The sequence below is a fragment of the Amycolatopsis acidiphila genome (assembly GCF_021391495.1).
Classification (GTDB): Bacteria; Actinomycetota; Actinomycetes; order Mycobacteriales; family Pseudonocardiaceae; genus Amycolatopsis_E; species Amycolatopsis_E acidiphila.
The window spans coordinates 433,604-454,712 of sequence record NZ_CP090063.1; the positions used below are offsets into that span (position 1 = coordinate 433,604).

Here is a 21,109-nt window from a genome sequence, read left to right on the forward strand (position 1 = left end):
GTCCTGGCTACCCTGGAGGGGTGAGGAGCACCCAGCGGCAGCGCATCGCACGACGCGTCGTGCTCGGCGCCGCGGTACTGATCACGGTGCTGTGCGTCGGCCTGCTCCTCGCCGCGATCCGCAACGACGAGGCCATCACGAGCCACCTCGGCGCCGCCAACGCCGAGGTGGACTCGGTCTCGTGGGACCGCACGATCATCCGGTTCGACACCCCGGACGGCATCGTGCACATCCCGGCGAACGGCGTCCTCTATCCCGGCGGCCTGGTGGCGGGGGACCTGGTGCGGGTCGAGTACGACACGGCCAACCCGGAGCTGGCCCGCGTCGCCGGCCGCACCGCGACGCTGACACTGCTCCCGCTGGGCACGACGACCCTGGTCACCTGGGTGGTGGCAGGCGGACTGCTGTGGTGGATCCGCTACCGCAGCCGCCGTGCCACGCCCGCGGTCGCCGAGCCCGCGCCCGCACTCACGGGCAAGTAGTCAGTTGCCCGGGTACGGCTGCTGCCCAGGCGCCTGCGGAGCAGGAGCAGGGGGCATCGGCGGCTGAGCCTGGCCCTGCATCACCTTCGTGACCACGCGCCGCAGGACGTGTGCGCTCGGGTTGCCGCAACGCCCGCACAGATCGCCAGGTCGCGCACATAGCGACGCCAGCCGTAGATGATCACCAGGTCACTCCGACCGGTGGGGAACGACCCTGTAGACGCACGACCGGCCCAGCAAGATCCATTCAGTTCACCCCGGCCGTCTCCTGCCACCAGGACAGCACTTCCTCGGCCGCGCTCGGTGCCGCGACCAGCAGCCCGTCGCCCGGCAGCGCGGTGCCCTCGCCGCGGCGGTCGAGCACCGACGCACCTGCTTCGAGCGCCAGCGCGACCGAACCCGCGACGTCGCATTCGTGATAGCTGTGCAGCACCGCGGCCGACGCGTGCCCGAGTGCGACCTGCGCGATCGACAGCGCCGCCGACCCGAGCACCCGGACGCCGGCGTGCGCGGCGGCAGCCCGTTCGATGAACTCGCCCATGCCCGGCCACGGTCCGCGCCGCGCGAGCTCGGTGCACACGATCGCGCCTTCGGTGATCCCGCGGTCGATCAACCGCACCGGCTTGCCGTTCGCGCGGGTGCCACGGCCACGCGCGGCGGCGTAGATCTGCGCGCGGTACGGGTCGGCGACGACCCCCACGACCGGTCCGGACGCGTCGATCAACGCGAGGCTGTAGGCGCACCACGGCACCCCGGCGACGTAGTTCGCGGTTCCGTCGACCGGGTCGACGACCCAGCGGTACGGCGCGTCCTCGGCGCCGTGGTCCGCGCCGAACTCCTCGCCGACCACCGGAATTCCGGGGAACTCGGCGGTCAGCACGCGGCGGGTGTGCCGCTCCAGGATCCGGTCGGTGTCGGTGACCCAGTCGAAGGGCGAGTCCCTGGTGTCGGGGTGGGCGCCCCGGCCCGCGGTCGCGGTGATCACGTCGGTGGCGTCGTTGGCGAGCCGTCCGGCGACCTCGAGCGCCCGTGACAGCAGGCCGGGCTCGACCGGCTGGGACGGGCGGGCGGATAAAAGGGTCACGCCGGTTTAGTGTGGCCGCGCTGAGTGGCCGGGACGCTACGACGAGATGAAGTGTCTACTCCGGAAGGCGTAGCTCCGAGAAGTTCCGGCACCGTTCAAGTGGCAGTTACACGGCCTTCCCCGGACGAACCGGACGCCGTGAGACGTTGACCGGGTGCGAGTCGCCATCGTCACCGAAAGCTTCCTCCCGCAGGTGAACGGCGTGACCAACTCCGTACTGCGAATCGTGGAGCACCTGCGCGAGCGCGGTCACGAGGTGCTCGTGGTCGCCCCTGGGCTGACCGGCCCCGCCGAGTACCGGGGCGCGCCGGTGGTCCGGATCCCCGCCGTTGACCTGCCCGTGGTCAACTCGCTGCCGATCGGGCTGCCGACCAGGACCGTGCTGACCGCGCTGGCCGGGTTCCGCCCCGACGTGGTGCACCTGGCGTCGCCGTTCGTGGTGGGCGCGCGCGGACTGGCCGCCGCCCGGCGGCTGCGGGTGCCCTCCGTCGCGGTCTACCAGACCGACATCGCCGGCTTCGCCACCGCGTACGGCCTCGGCCTCGGCGCCCGGGCCGCGTGGCGCTGGGTCCGGCGGCTGCACTGCAAGGCGGACCGGACCCTGGCACCTTCCACCGACGCCGTAGACAACCTGCGTACACACGGCATACCGCGCGTGTACAAGTGGGGCAGAGGTGTCGACGTGGACCGGTTCGCGCCTGGACACGCCGATCCGGCGCTCCGCGCCGAACTCGCGCCGAACGGGGAGCTGCTCGTCGGGTTCGTCGGCAGGCTCGCGCCCGAGAAGGAGGTCGACCGGCTCATCGCGCTGGCCGGCGTCGAGGGCGTCCGCGTGGTCGTGGTCGGCGACGGGCCCGAACTCGAGCTGCTGCGCGAACGCATCCCCGACGCGGCCTTCCTCGGCGCCCGGTACGGCGGCGAGCTTTCCGCGGCGTACGCGAGCCTCGACGTGTTCGTCCACACAGGTCCGTACGAGACGTTCTGCCAGGCGGTGCAGGAGGCGATGGCCTCCGGTTTGCCCGTGCTGGCGCCGGATGCCGGCGGTCCCAAGGACCTCGTACTGCCCGGTCGCACCGGCTACCTGCTCCCTGCGGACCGGCCCGGCTTCGAGCGCGAGCTGGTCGCCAGGGTGAACGACCTGCGCGACCCGGCGCTGCGGGCGCGGCTCGGGCGGAAGGCCCGCAAGGTGGTGCTCGGACGGACCTGGCCCGCGGTGTGCGCGGAGCTCGTCGGGCACTACGAGGCCGTGACCGGCCGCGTCGCACGCGCGGCGTGAGCGATGCACATCGTTCAGCTGGCCAACTTCTACGGACCACGATCCGGCGGCCTGCGCACCGCGCTGCACCACCTCGGCGCCGGGTACGTCGCGAGCGGGCATCAGGTGACCCTCGTCGTACCCGGGAGTAGCTATCGCGAGGAGTGGCTGCCCACCGGCGTGCGCCGGTTTTCCCTGCCCGCGCCGAAGATCCCGGCGACGGGCGGTTACCGCGCGGTGGACCCGTTCCGCGTGCAGGCGCTGCTGCGCGAGCTGCGGCCCGACCGGCTGGAGGTGTCCGACCGGCTCACCCTGCGCGGGATGGGTGGCTGGGCGAGCCGCCACGGGGTGCCGAGCGTGGTGATCTCACACGAGCGGCTCGACCGGCTGCTCGAGCAGTTCCTGCTGCCGACCCCGCTGGCCCGCCGCGTCGCGGACGCCGCGAACCGCCGGATGGCGAGCAGCTACGACAAGGTCGTCTGCACCACCGCGTTCGCCCGCGAGGAGTTCGACCGGATCGGCGTCCCGAACGTGCAGCGGGTCCCGCTCGGGGTCGACCTCGCCGCGTTCGCGCCCCGGCGCCGGGACGAGGGCTGGCGGACCGCCCTGGCCGGCGGCGCCGACGCGTTGCTGGTCCACTGCGGACGTCTATCGCCCGAGAAGCACGTCGAACGAAGTGTGGACACCGTCGCCGAGCTGACCGAGTCGGGCGACCGGGTGCGGCTGGTCATCGCGGGGGACGGGCCACGACGACGCGCCTTGGAACGGCGGGCGCGCGGCCTACCTGTGACATTCCTGGGCTATGTGTCCAGTCGCACCGAGGTGGCCCGGCTGCTCGCGAGCGCCGACGTGTCGCTCGCGCCCGGGCCGCACGAAACCTTCGGGCTGGCCGCGCTGGAGGCGCTGGCCTCGGGTACCCCGGTCGTCGTATCCGCTTCTTCGGCCTTGCGTGAAATAGTCGGTCCCGGCTGCGGCGCCGCCGTTCCTGATCTTTCGGTGGCGTTCGCGAGCGCGGTTACCGGTTTGCTGGAAAGCCCGGAAGAAGCGCGCCGAGCGGCGGCACGGGCCCGCGCCGAAGAATTCACCTGGCCCGAGTCGGTGCGCGGAATGCTCTCCGTCATGCCGCATTGACCACCCGCTTGTGAGGCGCTCGTCCCTTTCGCTAACATCTCGCTTCGGTTCAGAAGCGTAGCCAGGGAAGAGTTGCCGAGCTGGGACTTCCAGCCCGGCCGTACCGCCGTGAAGCGCTTCCTGCGTTTCAACGGTGTTGGCGGTTCAATAGATCGGGCGGGTCGGAATTGTGGAGCGGAAATCCGTGGAGGTGTTTCCGGTGGGGGCTGAGATAGTGACGAATCAGAAATCCAAACCACCTAATAGTGTGGTTTGGATTTCGAAAACTCCGAAGATCTTGGCGCTCCGTAGTCGGACGCTATTCGGCGGCCGGGTTCGTCCCGGGCCGCACACTTCGTGCGCGCGGACCACCCCCGTGCCCGCGCGCACGAACAGAGCTGAACGAGACCTGGACCGAGGCACGAGACATGGCTGACTACCTGACTGTCACCGCACCGGGCGCGACCTACACGCCCCACCTCATCCCGATCACGGGCGACCGGCTCATCCACCCCGCCGACGTGCCCAACGACCTGGCCCGCATCGTGCTGCGCTGGGGGAGGAGCTGGGTGCCGCAGACACTGGCCGCGCGCGACCATTTCGATGCGCTCGGGTTCGGCGACGGTGAGCCGCCGCGCTACTCGGACGAGCACGTGCGGGGCTGGCTCTTCCTGCCCGCGGAGCCGGATTCCCTGGCCGCGCAGGTGCGCAGCGGCGAGCTGGACGTCGCCACCGCCCTCTCGGTCGAGGCGGAAGCCTGGCCCGCCGTCGGCTGACAGGTTCGGACCACCAGTTCGAGTGGAACAGTGAAGCTGCCGCTACAGCCTCTCTCTGGGCATCGGGCGCGCTGGCGTTACAGCCGTCCCCCCTATCGAGTGCCCCCGGCAAAACGAACACTGTTGATTCGATTTCCGTTGGGTATCTTCGGTTCGAGGCCTCGAAACGATCAACCGGCAACAGGCGGACTTCGACGATTGACAGTACTGCAGGCCGCCTTTCACTGTTGAAAGGGAGACAGAACAACCATGTCTCTGCGCAAAAAGGTGGTGGGAGCCGGGGTGCTCGTAGCCCCCTTGTTCCTGTTCATGAGCGGCACCGGCACAGCCGGCGCCGACACCTGGCACGACTGGGGCGGAAGCTCCTTCGGTGTCTCGGGTTCCTATGCCGGGTTGGGAGGTGCCGCCACGTTCGACCAGAGTTCGAGCGCCGATGACGACGGCGCCTCGTACTCGGCCGACGGTTCGTGGGCGGGCATCGGCGGCGCCGGTGTCTTCGACCTCGCATCCAGCAGCCACGAGGACAGTGACCACGGCAACTCGTGGGCCGACACCGAATGGTTCGGTTACGGCGGTCACGACCGCAAGGCCGAACCGGCGGGCCGGCACAAGGCCGCCGAGACGCCGAAGTGCGGCGGCGGCTGTCACGACGCGGACGACAACGACCAGGACGCCACCGTCGTGTACCACGAGTCATCCGGCTGTGGCTGCCACGACACCGACGACAACGAACACCACGCCGTGCAGCACGAGCCGGCTCACGATGAAGCCGTTGTGCACCACGACGCCAACGATGAACACGAAAACGTTGTGCACCACGAGGCCGATGTCCCCGACACCGTCTCGGTGCACCACGATTCGGCCACCGCGGCCGGCCCTGGCGGTGCCAGCTCTCACGGCACCGGCGCGCTGGCCACCGGCGATCACTCCCGTTACCACAAGTGGAGCTACTCGGCCGGACCCGAGGGTGCGAGTGCGTGGCAGCAGTTCAGTGCCGCGGACGAAGACAGCGCGGTGTACCACGTGGACAGCTCTGCGGCTGGTCACGATGGCGCCGCGAGCTACACCAACTCCAGTGGTGCGTTCGGCGACGACTGACCGCCGCTGGAACTGATCGCGAAACCTTCTGTTGTGGACCGGGCTCTGCGTCGGCTTCGTGCCGGCGCAGAGCTCTTTTCAGCGCTGCCTGGCAACACGAACGGACTCCTTCCAACGCGGCGGGCACGAGCGTACTGTGGACGACAGCGGGACCGGAACTCGACACGCCGCAGCCAACCCCTTTCCCCACCAAAGGTTTCTCCTCGGAGGACAACGGAATCGGGGTAGCACAAAGATCGTCTTCGAGCCAAGCGTAAAAGTGCATGCACCCCAACGGGTGACGAAATACCCGGTCAGAGCCTTGCGGGCCGACACGATGGTGGCGCCCGGTGGATGGGTGCGGTGATGGTGGGTACTTTTGCTGCACGGGCGGGGAAAATGATCTCTCGAAAGAACAAGCCCGGTGTCCCTGAATCCGAAACTTCTTGAGGAGTTCCTTGTGTTGAAGAAGATGGGTTTTGTGGCCGCGTCCGCGGCCGCTGGCATGCTGTTGCTGGGCGGCGTCGCGTCGGCGAGCGAATCCCACCACTACCGGGGCGGCGACGACGACCACCAGGTCGGCCTCGTCAACGTGAACAACCTCGACGCGCTGCACAACGTCAACGCCACGGTCGGCTTCTGCCACAACAACGTGAACGTGCTCGGTGTCCAGGTGCCGGTGCAGGACTCGGCCAACGGCATCGGCGTGCCGATCCTGTCGCCGGGCCACAACGGCGCCGCGGGGGAGAACCCCGACAACTGCGCCTCCGGCGGGGTTGAAGACGGCGGCACGAGCCAGGACAACTGACTCCAGACCGTTTCCCGGGGTGACGGTCCGCCCGAACCGTGACCTCCTTGGTCGATGACGCGAGGTGGGACTGGGCCGCATGATCACTCGATCGTGTGCCCGCCCCACCTCGCGCCCATTGGTTGTATCTCACTTCTGTTTCTGATCGTCGACATCTTCAAGGAGTTATTCAGTGCTTAAGAAGGTTGGCTTCGCCGCATTCGCCATCGCCGCTGGTGCGGTCCTGTTCAGCGGCACCGCGTCCGCTTCCGAGTACGGCCACCACTACGACGGTGACACCGACCAGGCCGCGCTCGCGAACCTGAACAACCTGGACCTGGCGCACAACGTCAACGTCACCCCCGGCATCTGCAACGACAACGTGAACGTGCTGGGTGTCCAGGTGCCGGTGCAGCACGTGGCCAACGGCCTCAACGTGCCGGTCCTGTCGCCGGGCCACAACACCGGGGCCGGCGAGAACCCGTACAACTGCGCCTCCTCGGGCGTGGCGGACGGCGGCACCTCGCAGGACAACTGATCCAGGCTCCCGGCTGCCGAACGAAGGTTCCCCGTTCGCGCGCCTGCCGGTGGGTGGAGGGATGCGGGGCCCGGACCTACAGGTCCGGGCCCCGCATCGTATTTCAGCCCAGTTGCGGCTTGCCGTTCTCGAACCGGACGGGCAGCGAGTACATGCCCCGTCCTTTGTGGTCCGCGGTCAGCCAGCCGTGGAAGAAGATGTGGTCCGCCACGACGTCCGCCCCACCGGGACCGTTGACCTGGTTGCCCAGCCCCGCGGTGCTGAGCAGCGGCTGGTCTGCCTTCGTGTACGGGCCTTTCAGCGTGGTCGACGTCGCGTAGCCGGTGTGGTAGTTCGGGCTTTCGTAGGTGTCCGCGGAGTAGAACAGCACATAACCGGAGCCGATCCGCACCAGCGACGGCGCTTCGGTGTCGTTGGCCTCGGTGTCGCGGTCGGCGTGCAGGAGTGGCACGCGGCCACCGACGAGGGTGGTGCCGTCGGTGGCGATCTCCTGCAACCAGATCGTCGTCGGCATCGCGTTGCTCTTGTAGAGCAGATAGTGCGTCCCATCGGAATCTACGAAGGACTGTGGGTCGATGTCGCCGTTGTCCTCCGGCGGGCAGATCAGCGGGGCGTCGTCCGCCGGCTGGAACGGCCCGGCGGGCGACCGGGCCGTCGCGGTGCCGATGCACATCTGGTTGTTCGACGGGAGCTGGCCGGAGAAGTACATGCGGTACTGGCCGTCGTCGGTGCGTCCCACGTCGGGCGCCCAGAAGGCCCCGTCGGGCTTCGCCCAGCGGGGCGCGCGGGCGAGCGCGTCGCGCTGCACCGCCCACGGGCCGTCCGGGTCCCTGGCGAGGGCGTAGGGGATCTTCGCGGAACTGGTGCTGGTGCCGTAGGCGAAGTAGCCGCCGGTCGTCTGCAGCACGGCCGGATCCGGGAAGTCCTGGTTGATCAGCAGTTTCGGGGTGACGGGATCGACGCGCGCGGCACCGGTGGTGAGCAGGGCAGCCACCGCCGCCACGGACAGGGCCCGCAGCCGGCTCTTCTTCATGACCTCACTCGTAGACGACGTACGTCGGCGCGGGACGCAGTGCCAGCACCTCTTCTGGCTTCATCAAGGGAGTTCCGTGCCGGGTGTCCTCGTCGTAGAAGAGCTTGAACCCGGCCTGCACGTGGTCGGGTTTCTGCTTCATCACGAGGTTCCAGGTCGCGATCTTCGCCGCCGCGCTGCCGATGCCGTCGACGACCTTGATCGGCACCACGCCGTCGTGCGGCTTCAGGTCGCCTTCGTCGCGGACGACGGACGTGGCCACCTGGTGGTAGATCATCATCTTGGGCGGCAGGTTGTTCCGGCGCACCAGATCCGAGACGTAGCTGGAGACCTGGTCCAGCACGGCGCCCGAGACGTGCCCGAACTTCTGGCCCGGCCGCACGCCGGGGTCCACCGCCCACTCCGGATCGAGCGCCAGCCCGACGTCGGGTTCGTTCAGCCATCTCTCGAAGGCGCGGACCTCGGTCGGGAAGTCGGCGTGACCCGGTTGGATGTTGAGCAGCAGCATACCTTTCAGCCTGCGCGCCTCGTCCAGATAGGACTGGATGGTGTTGTCGCTCTCGCGGCTGCGGTACATCCCGTCGGCGCCCGGGGTGGAGACCACCCGGGTCGCGATGAGCTCGACGACCGGCTGGATCGGGTGGCCGGTGTGGTACTCGGCGATCTGGCGGGTCAGCTGGTCGCCCGCGCTCTCGAGGTTCCCCGTCATGCGGCCGAGGGCGGGGGCGTTGGGGCCACCGCAGAACCCGATCCGTAGCGGGGTGTCCGCGGTCGACCGGGCGACCGCGAGCGGGGAGGGCGACGCGAGGGAGACCGAGGGGGTGGGCGGCGGCGGGACCGGCACGGGCTTCGGCGACGGAACCGAGACTGGGTTCGCGCGCCCGGCGACGGTCACCATCGGGCCGGCGCAGGCACTCGCCAGACCGCCGACGGCCAGGAGGAGGAACGCCCGACGGCCGACCTTTCCACTCACCCGCTCGCCACCCACGGATCGTGCCCCCTCCGTCACTGCCTGTTCACCGCATCATCCAGGTGCCCAGTTCGTGAAAACTTCACACCTGCTGACGGTGGCTTCGCCCGATAGAAGTAGCGGGACGCCGCCCTCCGGTGACCAGCCGGAACCCCCACAGCTAGTTTCTAGCTATGTCCCGAGCGAACCTCGACAAGGACCCGCACGAGGTCGCCGCCATGTTCGACGGCGTCGCGGGCGGCTACGACCGCGCGAACTCCTTCATGACGTTCGGCTTCGACCGGCGCTGGCGGACCACCACCGCGCGGGCGCTCGACGCCTCGCCCGGCGAGCGGGTGCTCGACCTCGCCGCCGGCACGGGAGTCTCCACCGCCGAGTACGCCCGGGGCGGCGCCTGGTGCCTCGCCGCCGACTTCTCGCTCGGCATGCTTCGCAGCGGCAAGCACCGCGGGGTACCGATGGTCGCCGCGGACGCACTGCACCTGCCGTTCGCCGACGAGAGCTTCGACGCCGCGACGATCACCTTCGGCATCCGCAACTTCGTCGACACCAAGGCCGCGCTGGTCGAGATCGCGCGCGTGGTCAAGCCCGGGGGGCGGCTGGTGATCTGCGAGGTGTCGACCCCGCCGTTCCCGCCGATCCGGTTCCTCTACCGCAGGTTCATCCTGCGCGCGATGACACTGGTGGGCCGCTTCTCCTCGACCAACCCCGAGGCCTACTCCTATCTCGCCGAGTCGATGGCGGCCTGGCCCGACCAGCGCACGCTCGCGCAGACGATCGCGTCCGCCGGCTGGCGCAGCGTGGAATGGATGAACCTCACGTTCGGCGTCGTCGCCATCCATCGCGCGATCAAGCCACCTCTAGACTCGGAGGCATGACAGCTGACGCCCAGGTAATCGTCGTCGGGGCAGGCCCGGCCGGGTCGACCGTGGCCACCTACCTGGCGCGCGCGGGGGTCGACGTCCTGCTGCTGGAGAAGACGGAGTTCCCGCGCGAGAAGGTGTGCGGCGACGGCCTGACCCCGCGCGGCGTCAAGCAACTGATCGACCTGGGCATCGACACCAGCCAGGAGGCGGGCTGGGTGCACAGCCGCGGGCTGCGCATCCTGACCGGCGACCTCACCCTCGAACTCGACTGGCCGGATCTGACGAGCTACCCGCCGTACGGGGTTTCGCGCACCCGGCACGACTTCGACGACCTGCTGGCGAAGATCGCGGTCAAGGCCGGCGCGCGCCTGCAGGAGCGGACCACGGTGACCGGCGCGATCACCGACGAGCGCACCGGGCGCGTGGTCGGTGTCGAGGCGAAGACAGGCCCGGAGAAGACGCCGGTCAGTTACCGGGCGCCGCTCGTGCTGGCCTGCGACGGGGTGTCCGCGCGGCTGGCCAGGTCGGTCGGCATCGAGACCGACGACAAGCGGCCCATGGGTGTCGCGGTGCGCCGGTACTACAAGAGCCCGCGCCACGACGACCCGTTCATCGAGGGCCACCTCGAGCTGTGGGACCGCAGCGACCCGCGGAACCCGAAGCTGCTGCCCGGCTACGGCTGGGCGTTCCCGCTCGGCGACGGCACCGTCAACGTCGGCCTCGGCATGCTGTCGACGACGAAGGCCTTCCGCAACACCGACTACCGCGCACTGCTGCGGTCGTGGCTGGACTCGACGCCCGGGGAGTGGGGCTACCGCGAGGAGAACGCCGTCGGCCGGATCGGCGGCGCCGGGCTCCCGATGGGCTTCAACCGCACCCCGCACTACCGCGACGGGCTGCTGCTGCTCGGCGACGCCGGCGGCATGGTGAGCCCGTTCAACGGCGAGGGCATCTCCTCGGCCATGGAGTCGGCGCAGCTGGCCGCCGAGTTCGTCGTGCAGGCGCTGGCCCGCCCCGAAGGGCCGTCCCGCGAACGGGCGCTGCACGGTTACCCACTGGCACTGAAGGAGCTGATGGGCGGGTACTACCGCCTCGGCAACGTGTTCGCCAAGGCCATCGGGCACCCGAAGGTGATGCGAGTCGCGACCAAGTACGGGCTGCGTGTCAACCCCCTCATTCCGCTGATCTACAAGGGTCTTTCCGGCTGTTACGACGCCAAGGGCGGCGACTCGGTGGACCGGATGATCGCTCTCGCGGCCCGGGTTACGCCCAGCGCGTGAAACATCCCGCGTGGGTTACGTCACATTGACTCTCCGTGAACACGGATGCTGCTGACGATCTTGCTCCTTTTGTCCCAGGTCGGGGCCGCTCGGGCACTTTCGCGGCCCTCGGCGAGTTAGGTCTGCCTTAAACCAAGGACCCCGCGACAACGGTGTGAGCCGCGTCCTACACTGCCCCCATGCTTTGTGAACCCGTTCACAACTTCGTCGGAAGGCTTGTGAACAATTTCACAATCACCGCGACGCTGCGGAAGGGGTGTGACACGTGGTGTTAGCGCAGAGCGCGTCAGCGAGTCCGGCGATGTACGTGCCGCTGGTCCTGTTGTTCGTGCTGGCGGCGGCTTTCGCCGTGCTCTCGGTGCTGCTCGGTCCGCTGATGGGCCCGAGCCGCTACAACAAGGCGAAGCTGCAGGCCTACGAGTGCGGGATCGAACCGTCACCGCAGCCACTGGTCGGCGGCGGCCGGATGCCGGTGGCTTACTACATCACCGCGATGCTGTTCATCCTGTTCGACATCGAGATGGTCTTCCTCTACCCGTTCGCGGTCTCCGCGGACTCGCTCGGCCTGTTCGGGCTGGTGGAGATCGTGTTGTTCATCGCCACGGTCGGCTTCGCCTACGCGTACGTGTGGCGGCGCGGCGGGCTGGATTGGAACTGAAGATGGGTCTCGAAGAGAAGCTCCCCAACGGCATCCTGCTGGCCAGCCTGGAAGGCCTGGTCAACTGGGCGCGCAAGAACTCCCTGTGGCCTGCCACCTTCGGCCTGGCCTGCTGCGCCATCGAGATGATGACGACGGGCGGGTCCCGGTACGACATCGCGCGGTTCGGCATGGAGCGGTTCAGCGCGACCCCGCGGCAGGCGGACCTGATGATCGTCGCGGGCCGGGTGACCCAGAAGATGGCGCCGGTGCTGCGTCAGATCTACGACCAGATGGCCGAGCCGCGCTGGGTGCTAGCGATGGGCGTCTGCGCCTCCTCCGGCGGCATGTTCAACAACTACGCCGTGGTGCAGGGCGTCGACCACGTCGTGCCGGTCGACATGTACCTGCCCGGCTGTCCGCCGCGGCCGGAGATGCTGCTCGACGCGATCCTCAAGCTGCACGCCAAGATCCAGGACGAGCCGATGGGCCCGCGCCGCGCCGCGCTCAGGGCGGGCAAGCGCACCGAGCTGATCCCCTCGTCGATCAAGTACGCGAAGAAGTGATCCCAGGTGCCTGAAGAGAAACCCCAGACGGGCGGCGAGCAGTCCAGCGCCCAGCGGCCCGAGACCGGGCTGGAGGCCCAGGGCGTGCGCCCGGCGCAGCCGGTGGTCGCGGGCCGGGCCCGCGCCGGCATGTTCGGCGTGTCCGACAGTGGCGACACCTCCGGCTACGGTGGCCTGCGGCTGCCCGCCTACACCCCGGCGCCGGCCGAACGGCCCTACGGCGGCTGGTTCGACGAGTTCGCCGACCAGTTCTTCGCCGCGCTGGGCGAGAACGGCGTGCCCACCGAGGCGGTCCAGCAGGTCTCGGTCGACCGCGGTGAGATCACCCTGTACCTGGACAGGCAGTACCTCTTGCAGACGTGCCGGATCCTGCGCGACGACCCCGGGCTGCGGTTCGAGCTGTGCAGCTCGGTGTCCGGAGTGGACTACGGCCCGGACGTGCCGCAGCGGCTGCACTCGGTGTACCACCTGACCTCGATGACCTACCGGCGGCGGATCAGGCTCGAGGTCGCCGTCGAGGTCGGGGACCCGCACCTGCCGTCGGTGGTGGAGGTGTACCCGACCGCCGACTGGCAGGAGCGGGAGGCCTACGACATGTTCGGCATCGTCTACGACGGACATCCGGCGCTGACCCGCATCCTCATGCCCGACGACTGGGACGGGTTCCCGCAGCGCAAGGACTACCCGCTGGGCGGCATCCCGGTGGAGTACAAGGGCGCGGAGATCCCGCCGCCGGACCAGCGGAGGTCGTACTCGTGACCACTGAACGACTCTCGGACGTCACGACCGGAACGGACACCACGGCGCCCGGCTCGGACAGCAGCGACGACGTGAACTACGCGGACTCCCGCGAGACCACCGAAGGCCGCATCTTCCACGTCAGCGGCGGCGACTGGGACGACGTGCTGTCCGACGCCGACCACGACGAGCGCATGGTCATCAACATGGGCCCGCAGCACCCGTCGACGCACGGCGTGCTCCGGCTCGTGCTGGAGCTGGAGGGCGAGACCGTCACCCAGCTGCGGTCGGTCATCGGCTACCTGCACACCGGCATCGAGAAGAACACCGAGTACCGGACGTGGACCCAGGGCGTCACCTTCGTGACGCGCATGGACTACCTGTCGCCGCTGTTCAACGAGCTGGGCTACTGCCTGGCCGTGGAGAAGCTGCTGGGCGTCGAGGCGCCGAAGCGGGCGCAGCTGATCCGGGTGTTGCTCTGCGAGATCAACCGCATCGGCTCGCACCTGGTCTACATCGCCACCGGCGGCATGGAGCTGGGCGCGACGACCGCGATGACGCTCGGCTTCCGCGAGCGCGAGGAGGTCCTGCACCTGCTCGAGTACCTGACCGGGCTGCGGATGAACCACGCGTTCATCCGGCCGGGCGGGGTCGCACAGGACCTGCCGACGGACGCGCACGCGAAGATCAGCGAGTTCGTCAAGGTGATGGACAAGCGGCTTCCCTTGTACGACAAGCTGTTCACCGGTCAGCCGATCTGGCGCAACCGGCTCAAGGGCGTGGGCTACCTGCCCGTGGACGCCTGCCTCGCGCTCGGCGTGACGGGTCCGGTGCTGCGGTCGGCCGGGCTGCCGTGGGACCTGCGGAAGGTCGAGCCGTACTCCTCCTACGACGAGTTCGAGTTCGACATCCCGACCTCGACCGACGCCGACTGCTGGGCGCGGTACCTGTGCCGGGTCGAGGAGATGCACCAGTCGCTGCGGATCATCAAGCAGGCGCTCAAGCGGCTCGACGAGCCGGGCCCTGTCATGGTCGAGGACAAGAAGATCGCGTGGCCGGCGCAGCTGTCGATCTCCAGCGACGGGATGGGCAACTCGCTCGAGCACGTCAAGAAGATCATGGGCCAGTCGATGGAGTCGCTGATCCACCACTTCAAGCTGGTCACCGAGGGCTTCAAGGTGCCGCCGGGCCAGGTGTACGCGCCGGTCGAGTCACCTCGCGGGGAGCTGGGCTTCCACGTCGTGTCCGACGGCGGCACCAGGCCGATGCGGGTGCACGTGCGGGAACCGAGCTTCGTCAACCTGCAGTCGATGCCCGCGATGTCCGAAGGCGGGCTGGTGGCGGACGTGATCGCCGCCGTCGCCTCGATCGACCCCGTGATGGGGGGAGTGGACCGATGACGACACAGCGTACAGAGCCTCAGGCACAGATCTTCGACGCCGAAATCGTTGCCAAGGCGCAGAACCTGATCAACCGGTATCCGCAGTCGCGCTCGGCGCTGCTGCCGATGCTGCACCTCGTGCAGTCGGTCCAGGGGCACGTCAGCCAGGAGGGCATCGACTTCTGCGCCCAGCAGCTGGGCCTGTCCGAGGCCGAGGTCAGCGCGGTCGTCACGTTCTACACGATGTACAAGCGGCGGCCGTGCGGCGAGCACCTGGTGAGCGTCTGCACGAACACGCTGTGCGCGGCGCTCGGCGGGGACGCGATCTACAAGCAGCTGGGCGAGCACCTCGGCGTCGGGCACGAGGAGGTGGCCGGCGAGCCCGGCGCCCCCGGTTCGATCATGCTGGAGCACGCGGAGTGCCTGGCCGCGTGCGACCTCGGGCCGGTGCTGCAGGTCAACTACGAGTACTACGACAACCAGACCCCGGAGTCGGCTCTCGAGCTCGTGCAGGCGTTGCAACGCGGGGAAAAGCCGGCGCCCAGCCGTGGCGCGCCGCTGACCGACTTCAAGGGGGCGGAGCTTCAGCTCGCAGGCTTCTTCCCGGAGGACGAGGAAACGTACCGGTCCCATGTGGACGGTCCGTCGCAGGCGGTGGAAACCCTGCGCGGGGCCAGGATGGCCGCGGACCGCGGCTGGACGGCACCCGTGATGGAAGACGTTCCGCTGCCGGAGGTGGAGAAGAAATGACAGATCCGCTGACGCCGGTACTGACCAAGCGCTGGCTTTCGCCGAACTCGTGGCGGCTGGAGACCTACGAGCAGCTCGAGGGCTACACCGCGATCCGCAAGGCGCTCGCGGGCACGCCCGAGCAGCTCGTGCAGCTGGTCAAGGACGCGGGCCTGCGCGGCCGCGGCGGCGCCGGGTTCCCGGCGGGGGTGAAGTGGTCGTTCATGCCGCCGAACGAGGACAAGCCGCACTACCTGGTGATCAACGCCGACGAGGGCGAGCCGGGGACCTGCAAGGACATCCCGCTGATGATGGCGGACCCGCACTCGTTGATCGAGGGCTGCATCATCGCCGCGTACGCGATGCGCTCGCACCACTGCTTCATCTACGTCCGTGGCGAGGCGCTGCACTGCGTCCGCCGGCTCAACGCGGCGGTGCGTGAGGCCTACGGCGCCGGCTACCTCGGCGAGAACATCCTCGGTTCGGGCTTCGACCTGGAGATCACCGTGCACGCCGGCGCCGGCGCCTACATCTGCGGCGAGGAGACGGCGCTGCTGGACTCGCTCGAAGGACGGCGCGGCCAGCCCCGGCTGAAGCCGCCGTTCCCCGCCGCCGCCGGGCTCTACGCGGCGCCGACGACGGTGAACAACGTCGAGACGATCGCCAGCGCGCCCTTCATCGTCAACGCCGGGTCCGACTGGTTCCGCAAGATGGGCCGCGAGAAGTCGCCGGGGCCGAAGATCTACTCGATCTCCGGCCACGTCGAGCAGCCCGGCCAGTACGAGGCGCCGCTGGGCACCAGCCTGCGTGAGCTGCTGGAGCTGTGCGGGGGCATGAAGGACGGCATCCCGCTGAAGTTCTGGACGCCAGGCGGCTCGTCGACGCCGATGTTCACCGCCGAGCACCTCGACATCCCGCTGGACTTCGAGGGCGCCGCGGAGGCCGGCTCGATGCTCGGCACGACGGCGGTCCAGGTGTTCAACGAGACCGTGTCGGTGCCCTGGGCCGTGATGAAGTGGACGCAGTTCTACGAGCACGAGTCCTGCGGGAAGTGCACGCCGTGCCGTGAGGGCACCTACTGGCTCGCGCAGATCCTCGAGCGCATGGTCGAGGGCCGGGGGACGCCGCAGGACATCGACACCCTGCTCGACGTCTGCGACAACATCCTCGGCCGCTCGTTCTGCGCGCTCGGCGACGGTGCGGTCAGCCCGATCCAGAGCGGCATCAAGTACTTCCGCGACGAGTTCCTCGCTCTGTGCGAGAGCAACAAGCGCGAGCTGGTGGGAGCACAGGCATGACGATGGCGCCAGAAGAGCCCAAGACGGAGACCCCGGTTCCGGAGGGGCACGTCAAGCTCACGATCGACGGCGAAGAGGTCATCGCGCCCAAGGGCGAGCTGCTGATCCGTACCGCCGAGCGGCTGGGGACCGTGATCCCGCGGTTCTGCGACCACCCGCTGCTCGACCCGGCGGGCGCCTGCCGTCAGTGCCTGGTCGAGGTCGAGATGGGCGGGCGCCCGATGCCCAAGCCGCAGGCCTCCTGCACGATGACCGTCGCGGACGGCATGGTCGTCAAGACGCAGCTGACCTCGCCGGTGGCGGACAAGGCGCAGCAGGGTGTGATGGAGCTGCTGCTCATCAACCACCCGCTGGACTGCCCGGTGTGCGACAAGGGCGGCGAGTGCCCGCTGCAGAACCAGGCCATGGCGCACGGGCGCGCGGAGTCCCGGTTCGTCGACACGAAGCGGACGTTCCCGAAGCCGCTGCCGATCTCGACGCAGGTGCTGCTCGACCGTGAGCGGTGCGTGCTGTGCCAGCGGTGCACCCGCTTCTCCGCGCAGATCGCCGGCGACCCGTTCATCGAGCTGCTCGAACGCGGGGCGCACCAGCAGATCGGCACGGCGGAGACCGCGGACGTGCTGGACATGGCCTCGCGGACCTCGTCGGGCAAGCCGTTCCAGTCCTACTTCTCGGGCAACACCATCCAGATCTGCCCGGTCGGCGCGCTGACCAGCGCGCAGTACCGGTTCCGCTCGCGGCCGTTCGACCTGGTGTCCTCGCCGAGCGTGTGCGAGCACTGCTCGTCGGGTTGCGCGGAGCGGACGGACTTCCGGCGCGGCAAGGTGATGCGCAAGCTCGCCGGCAACGACCCGGAGGTCAACGAGGAGTGGATCTGCGACAAGGGCCGGTTCGCGTTCCGGTACGCGCAGGCCGAGGACCGGATTCGCCGCCCGCTCGTGCGGGACTCGTCCGGTGTGCTTCGCGAGGCCTCGTGGACCGAGGCGCTGCGCGTGGCCGCTACCGGCCTGGCGAAGGCGCGTGACGCGCGCGGGGTAGGTGTGCTGGCCGGTGGCCGGCTGACCTTGGAGGACGCGTACGCGTACTCGAAGTTCGCGCGGGTTGCCTTGCGCACCAACGACATCGACTTCCGGGCCCGCGCGCATTCGGACGAGGAGCTGTCGTTCCTCGCCACCCAGGTCGTGGGCACCCCCCAGGACGACGGGGTGACCTTCGCGGCGCTCGAGAAGGCGCCGACGGTGCTGTGCGTGGCCTTCGAGCCGGAGGACGAGGCGCCGATCGTGTTCCTGCGGCTGCGCAAGGCGGCCCGCAAGCGCACCGCGAAGATCGTCCACCTGGGACAGTGGACGACGTCCTCGGTCCGCAAGACCTTCGGTGAGCTGCTGGCCTGCCCGCCCGGCGGGGAGCCCGCCGCGCTGGCGGCCCTCGCGTCGCATGCGCCCGACCTGGACGCGGCACTGACCGCCGAGGGCGCGGTGATCCTCGTCGGCGAGCGTGCCGCCGAGGTGCCGGGCCTGTTCTCCGCCGTGCACGAGCTGGCCGCGCGGACGGGCGCCAGGGTCGCGTGGATCCCGCGGCGCGCCGGCGAGCGGGGTGCGCTGGAGGCCGGCGCCGCGCCGACGCTGCTGCCCGGTGGCCGTCCGGTCACCGACGCGGCGGCTCGCGCGGAGGTCGAAAGCTCCTGGGGCGTCTCGGTTCCCGCCGAACCGGGCCGCGACACCAGCGGCATCGTCGCGGCGCTCGCGGACGGTTCGCTGAGCGGCGTCCTTGTCGGCGGCGTCGATCCGAACGACCTGCCGGATCCCGGGCTGGCGCGACGTGCGCTGGAGCAAGCCGATTTCGTGGTGAGCCTGGAGCTGCGGCCCAGCGACGTCACGGAGCGCGCCGACGTGGTCCTGCCGATCGCGCCGGACGTCGAGAAGGCGGGCAGCTACCTGAACTGGGAGGGCCGCCGCCGCCCGTTCGACATCACGCTGGAGAACACCGGGGCGCTGCCCGACTGCCGGGTGCTCGACACCCTGGCCGTCGAGATGGACGCGGACCTGTTCACCCAGACCTCGGCCGCCGCGTACGGCGATCTGGCCCGGTTGCCGCTTTGGGTGACGCGCCCGCCGTTCGTGCCGGTCGCCGCTTCGCCCGCCGGGCGGGAGCTCGACCGCGGGCAGGTCCGGCTGGCGACCTGGCGGCAGCTGCTGGACAACGGATCGCTGCAGGCCGGCGAGCCGCACCTGGCCGGGACGGCGCGTCGCGCGGTGGCGCGGGTGTCGCCGGTCGCGGCGCGCGAGCTGGGCGAGACGGTCACGGTGTCCAACGAGCGGGGTTCGATCACGCTGCCGGTCGAGGCGGCCGACGTGCCGGACGGGGTCGTCTGGCTGCCCGCCGACTCCGACGGTTCCCGCGTGCGGGCCACACTCGGCGCCGGGCACGGGGCAGAGGTTTCCATCGAGGCGGGAGGCGAGCGATGACACCGTTACTCGCGCAGGAACAGCTGACCAGGGCGGAGCTGCTGGCCGACGACCCGTGGTGGCTGATCCTGATCAAGGCCGTCGTGATCCTGCTGATCGGGCCGATCCTGACGATCCTGCTGATCGTCTGGGAGCGCAAGGCGGTCGGGCGGATGCAGAACCGTCCCGGCCCCAACCGCGTCGGCCCGAACGGCTACCTGCAGTCCCTCGCGGACGCGATCAAGCTGCCGTTCAAGGAACAGATCATCCCGGACACCGCCGACCGCAAGGTGTACTTCCTCGCGCCGGTGATCGCGGTGGTGCCTTCGCTGATCGCGCTGGCGGCGATCCCGTTCGGGCCCGAGGTGTCGATCTTCGGACAGCGCACGGTGCTGCAGCTGGTCGACCTGCCGGTCGGGGTGCTGGTGATCCTGGCCTGCTCGTCGGTCGGGGTCTACGGGATCGTGCTCGCGGGCTGGTCCTCGGGCTCGCCGTACCCGCTGCTGGGCGGGTTGCGCTCGGCGGCGCAGGTGATCTCCTACGAGATCGCGATGGGCCTGTCGATCGTCGCGGTGGTGCTGTACGCGCAGTCGATGTCCACCGGGGACATCGTGAACGCGCAGGCGCACGGCTGGTACTTCTACCTGACGATCCCGAGCTTCGTGATCTACCTGATCTCGATGGTCGGCGAGACGAACCGGGCGCCGTTCGACCTGCCGGAGGCGGAGTCGGAGCTGGTCGGCGGGTTCCACACCGAGTACTCGTCGATGAAGTTCGCGATGTTCTTCCTCGCCGAGTACGTCAACATGGTGATCGTCTCGGCGTTCTGCACGACGCTGTTCCTCGGCGGCTGGATGTTCCCGTTCGTCGGGCTGGACTCGCCGCTGAACCAGGGGTGGCTGCCGCTGATCTGGTTCGCCGTCAAGCTGTTCGCGCTGCTGTTCGGGTTCATCTGGCTGCGCGGCACGCTGCCGCGGTTCCGGTACGACCAGTTCATGAAGCTGGGCTGGAAGGTCCTGGTGCCGGCGAACCTGGTGTGGATCGTCGTGGTCGTGGCGTTCCGCGCGATCCGGCAGAATGGCGGGCTGTCCACGTCCCAGGTCGTGATCGGCGTGGTCATCGTGGCCGTCGTCGCGATCGCCGTCGCGCTGCTCGTGCCGGACCGGCGCCCGCCCGAGGACGACCGCGTGCCGATCACCGGTGGCGGCTTCCCGCTGCCGCCGCTGGACTTGCACGTGCCGCAGGTGCCGGACCGCGCCGCCGCCGCGAAACGGAAGGGCCGGCGTGCGGTTCCGGCCGCCACAGAACCTGCGCAGGTTGGGAGTTCCGATGGGAATGTTTGATCCCCTCAAGGGTTTCGGGGTCACTTTCTCGATGATGTTCAAGAAGGTGGCGACGGAGGAGTATCCGGAGATCGGTGCGCCTGCCGCGCCGCGCTACCACGGGCGGCACCAGCTCAACCGGCACCCGGACGGGCTGGAGAAGTGCGTCGGCTGCGAGCTGTGTGCGTGGGCCTGCCCGGCGGACGCGATCTTCGTCGAGGGCGGTGACAACACCGAGGACGCGCGGTACTCGCCGGGCGAGCGGTACGGCATGGACTACCAGATCAACTACCTGAGGTGCATCGGCTGCGGCCTGTGCGTCGAAGCCTGCCCCACGCGCTCCCTGACGATGATCAACTTCTACGAGATCGCCGACGACGACCGCCAGCGGCTGATCTACACCAAGGAGGACCTGCTGGCCCCGCTGCTGCCGGGCATGGAGCAGCCCCCGCACCCCATGCGCCTGGGCAACAGCGAGCAGGACTACTACGTCAACGGCCCGGAACTGGCTCGTGGCCGAGGGGTCCCCACAGGCGAGACAGTCGAGACGGCCCACGAGGAGGTCATCGGATGACCAGCTCGTTCGCTATGGCTGCCAGTGGCGGGGGCGGTGTTTCCCGGGGGCGCGGGTCGCTGGTTGTGCCCGCCGCTGGCTCGGGTGTGTCCGGGGCTCCCGGCTCGCTCGCTGTCACCGCCGCTGACTCGGGTGCTTCCCGGGCTCGCGGCTCGCTCGCGG

Annotated in this window: 21 protein-coding genes; 18 read left to right on the forward strand and 3 right to left on the reverse strand. The window is 69.4% G+C overall.

Annotation, left to right across the window (positions count from 1 at the left end):
• Positions 1-20 precede the first annotated feature (20 nt).
• Entirely contained in the window at positions 21-482 is a 462-nt protein-coding gene (locus tag LWP59_RS02255; RefSeq protein WP_194687748.1) for a DUF3592 domain-containing protein, read from the forward strand.
• Positions 483-729: 247 nt separating this feature from the next.
• Here the strand turns inward: LWP59_RS02255 and LWP59_RS02260 are convergent, their stop codons facing one another.
• On the reverse strand, positions 730-1,566 hold the full coding sequence (locus LWP59_RS02260) for an inositol monophosphatase family protein (protein WP_144646029.1): 837 nt from the start codon (positions 1,564-1,566) through the stop codon (positions 730-732).
• Between the two features lie 202 nt (positions 1,567-1,768).
• Here LWP59_RS02260 and LWP59_RS02265 point away from each other — a divergent pair, with 202 nt between their 5' ends.
• The 6 genes from LWP59_RS02265 (at position 1,769) to LWP59_RS02290 (ending at position 7,109) form a co-directional block, all read left to right on the forward strand.
• Positions 1,769-2,842: a glycosyltransferase family 4 protein gene (locus LWP59_RS02265; protein ID WP_308431757.1), complete on the forward strand. Its 1,074-nt coding sequence runs from the start codon at positions 1,769-1,771 to the stop codon at positions 2,840-2,842.
• A gap of 3 nt (positions 2,843-2,845) precedes the next feature.
• A complete protein-coding gene (locus LWP59_RS02270) occupies positions 2,846-3,952 on the forward strand; it encodes a glycosyltransferase family 4 protein (RefSeq protein ID WP_144646027.1) in 1,107 nt (368 codons plus the stop codon).
• 407 nt (positions 3,953-4,359) lie between these two features.
• Positions 4,360-4,707 carry a hypothetical protein gene (locus tag LWP59_RS02275; RefSeq protein ID WP_144646025.1) on the forward strand — a complete coding sequence of 116 codons (348 nt, stop codon included), beginning with the start codon at positions 4,360-4,362 and terminating at the stop codon, positions 4,705-4,707.
• A gap of 249 nt (positions 4,708-4,956) precedes the next feature.
• Positions 4,957-5,805, forward strand: coding sequence for a hypothetical protein (locus tag LWP59_RS02280; RefSeq protein WP_144646023.1), 849 nt, complete (start codon positions 4,957-4,959; stop codon positions 5,803-5,805).
• 439 nt (positions 5,806-6,244) lie between these two features.
• The gene (locus LWP59_RS02285) at positions 6,245-6,592 is read left to right on the forward strand and encodes a hypothetical protein (RefSeq protein ID WP_144646021.1); all 348 of its coding nucleotides are present in this window, start codon (positions 6,245-6,247) and stop codon (positions 6,590-6,592) included.
• A 172-nt stretch (positions 6,593-6,764) separates the two neighbouring features.
• Positions 6,765-7,109 carry a hypothetical protein gene (locus tag LWP59_RS02290; protein ID WP_144646019.1) on the forward strand — a complete coding sequence of 115 codons (345 nt, stop codon included), beginning with the start codon at positions 6,765-6,767 and terminating at the stop codon, positions 7,107-7,109.
• A 103-nt stretch (positions 7,110-7,212) separates the two neighbouring features.
• On the opposite strand, the gene LWP59_RS02295 is transcribed toward LWP59_RS02290, so the two are convergent.
• Together LWP59_RS02295 and LWP59_RS02300 are read right to left on the reverse strand one after the other, a co-directional pair.
• Positions 7,213-8,142 carry a glycoside hydrolase family 43 protein gene (locus LWP59_RS02295; RefSeq protein WP_144646017.1) on the reverse strand — a complete coding sequence of 310 codons (930 nt, stop codon included), beginning with the start codon at positions 8,140-8,142 and terminating at the stop codon, positions 7,213-7,215.
• Positions 8,143-8,146: 4 nt separating this feature from the next.
• A complete protein-coding gene (locus LWP59_RS02300) occupies positions 8,147-9,115 on the reverse strand; it encodes a hypothetical protein (RefSeq protein ID WP_191334843.1) in 969 nt (322 codons plus the stop codon).
• A 170-nt stretch (positions 9,116-9,285) separates the two neighbouring features.
• Between LWP59_RS02300 and LWP59_RS02305 the strand changes: the two genes are divergently transcribed.
• The 11 genes from LWP59_RS02305 to nuoI all read left to right on the forward strand — a co-directional run bounded on the left by LWP59_RS02305 (position 9,286) and on the right by nuoI (position 20,947).
• Positions 9,286-9,990 carry a demethylmenaquinone methyltransferase gene (locus tag LWP59_RS02305; RefSeq protein WP_144642067.1) on the forward strand — a complete coding sequence of 235 codons (705 nt, stop codon included), beginning with the start codon at positions 9,286-9,288 and terminating at the stop codon, positions 9,988-9,990.
• Positions 9,987-11,258, forward strand: coding sequence for a geranylgeranyl reductase family protein (locus LWP59_RS02310; RefSeq protein ID WP_144642068.1), 1,272 nt, complete (start codon positions 9,987-9,989; stop codon positions 11,256-11,258). The genes LWP59_RS02305 and LWP59_RS02310 overlap by 4 nt, the downstream gene beginning before the upstream one ends.
• Before the next feature lie 301 nt (positions 11,259-11,559).
• Entirely contained in the window at positions 11,560-11,916 is a 357-nt protein-coding gene (locus tag LWP59_RS02315) for an NADH-quinone oxidoreductase subunit A (protein WP_144642109.1), read from the forward strand.
• A gap of 2 nt (positions 11,917-11,918) precedes the next feature.
• Positions 11,919-12,461, forward strand: coding sequence for a NuoB/complex I 20 kDa subunit family protein (locus LWP59_RS02320; protein WP_144642069.1), 543 nt, complete (start codon positions 11,919-11,921; stop codon positions 12,459-12,461).
• Between the two features lie 6 nt (positions 12,462-12,467).
• Entirely contained in the window at positions 12,468-13,220 is a 753-nt protein-coding gene (locus tag LWP59_RS02325) for an NADH-quinone oxidoreductase subunit C (RefSeq protein ID WP_144642070.1), read from the forward strand.
• Positions 13,217-14,599: an NADH-quinone oxidoreductase subunit D gene (locus LWP59_RS02330; protein ID WP_144642071.1), complete on the forward strand. Its 1,383-nt coding sequence runs from the start codon at positions 13,217-13,219 to the stop codon at positions 14,597-14,599. Before LWP59_RS02325 ends, LWP59_RS02330 begins: the two co-directional genes overlap by 4 nt.
• The gene (gene nuoE / locus LWP59_RS02335; RefSeq protein WP_144642072.1) at positions 14,596-15,330 is read left to right on the forward strand and encodes an NADH-quinone oxidoreductase subunit NuoE; all 735 of its coding nucleotides are present in this window, start codon (positions 14,596-14,598) and stop codon (positions 15,328-15,330) included. The genes LWP59_RS02330 and nuoE overlap by 4 nt, the downstream gene beginning before the upstream one ends.
• Complete coding sequence (gene nuoF / locus LWP59_RS02340; RefSeq protein ID WP_144642073.1) at positions 15,327-16,607, forward strand: NADH-quinone oxidoreductase subunit NuoF; 1,281 nt, start codon at positions 15,327-15,329, stop codon at positions 16,605-16,607. The genes nuoE and nuoF overlap by 4 nt, the downstream gene beginning before the upstream one ends.
• Positions 16,604-19,072 carry an NADH-quinone oxidoreductase subunit G gene (locus tag LWP59_RS02345; RefSeq protein ID WP_144642074.1) on the forward strand — a complete coding sequence of 823 codons (2,469 nt, stop codon included), beginning with the start codon at positions 16,604-16,606 and terminating at the stop codon, positions 19,070-19,072. The genes nuoF and LWP59_RS02345 overlap by 4 nt, the downstream gene beginning before the upstream one ends.
• The gene (gene nuoH, locus LWP59_RS02350; RefSeq protein ID WP_144642075.1) at positions 19,069-20,394 is read left to right on the forward strand and encodes an NADH-quinone oxidoreductase subunit NuoH; all 1,326 of its coding nucleotides are present in this window, start codon (positions 19,069-19,071) and stop codon (positions 20,392-20,394) included. Before LWP59_RS02345 ends, nuoH begins: the two co-directional genes overlap by 4 nt.
• Positions 20,381-20,947, forward strand: coding sequence for an NADH-quinone oxidoreductase subunit NuoI (gene nuoI, locus LWP59_RS02355; protein WP_144642076.1), 567 nt, complete (start codon positions 20,381-20,383; stop codon positions 20,945-20,947). The genes nuoH and nuoI overlap by 14 nt, the downstream gene beginning before the upstream one ends.
• The last annotated feature ends 162 nt before the right edge of the window (positions 20,948-21,109 follow it).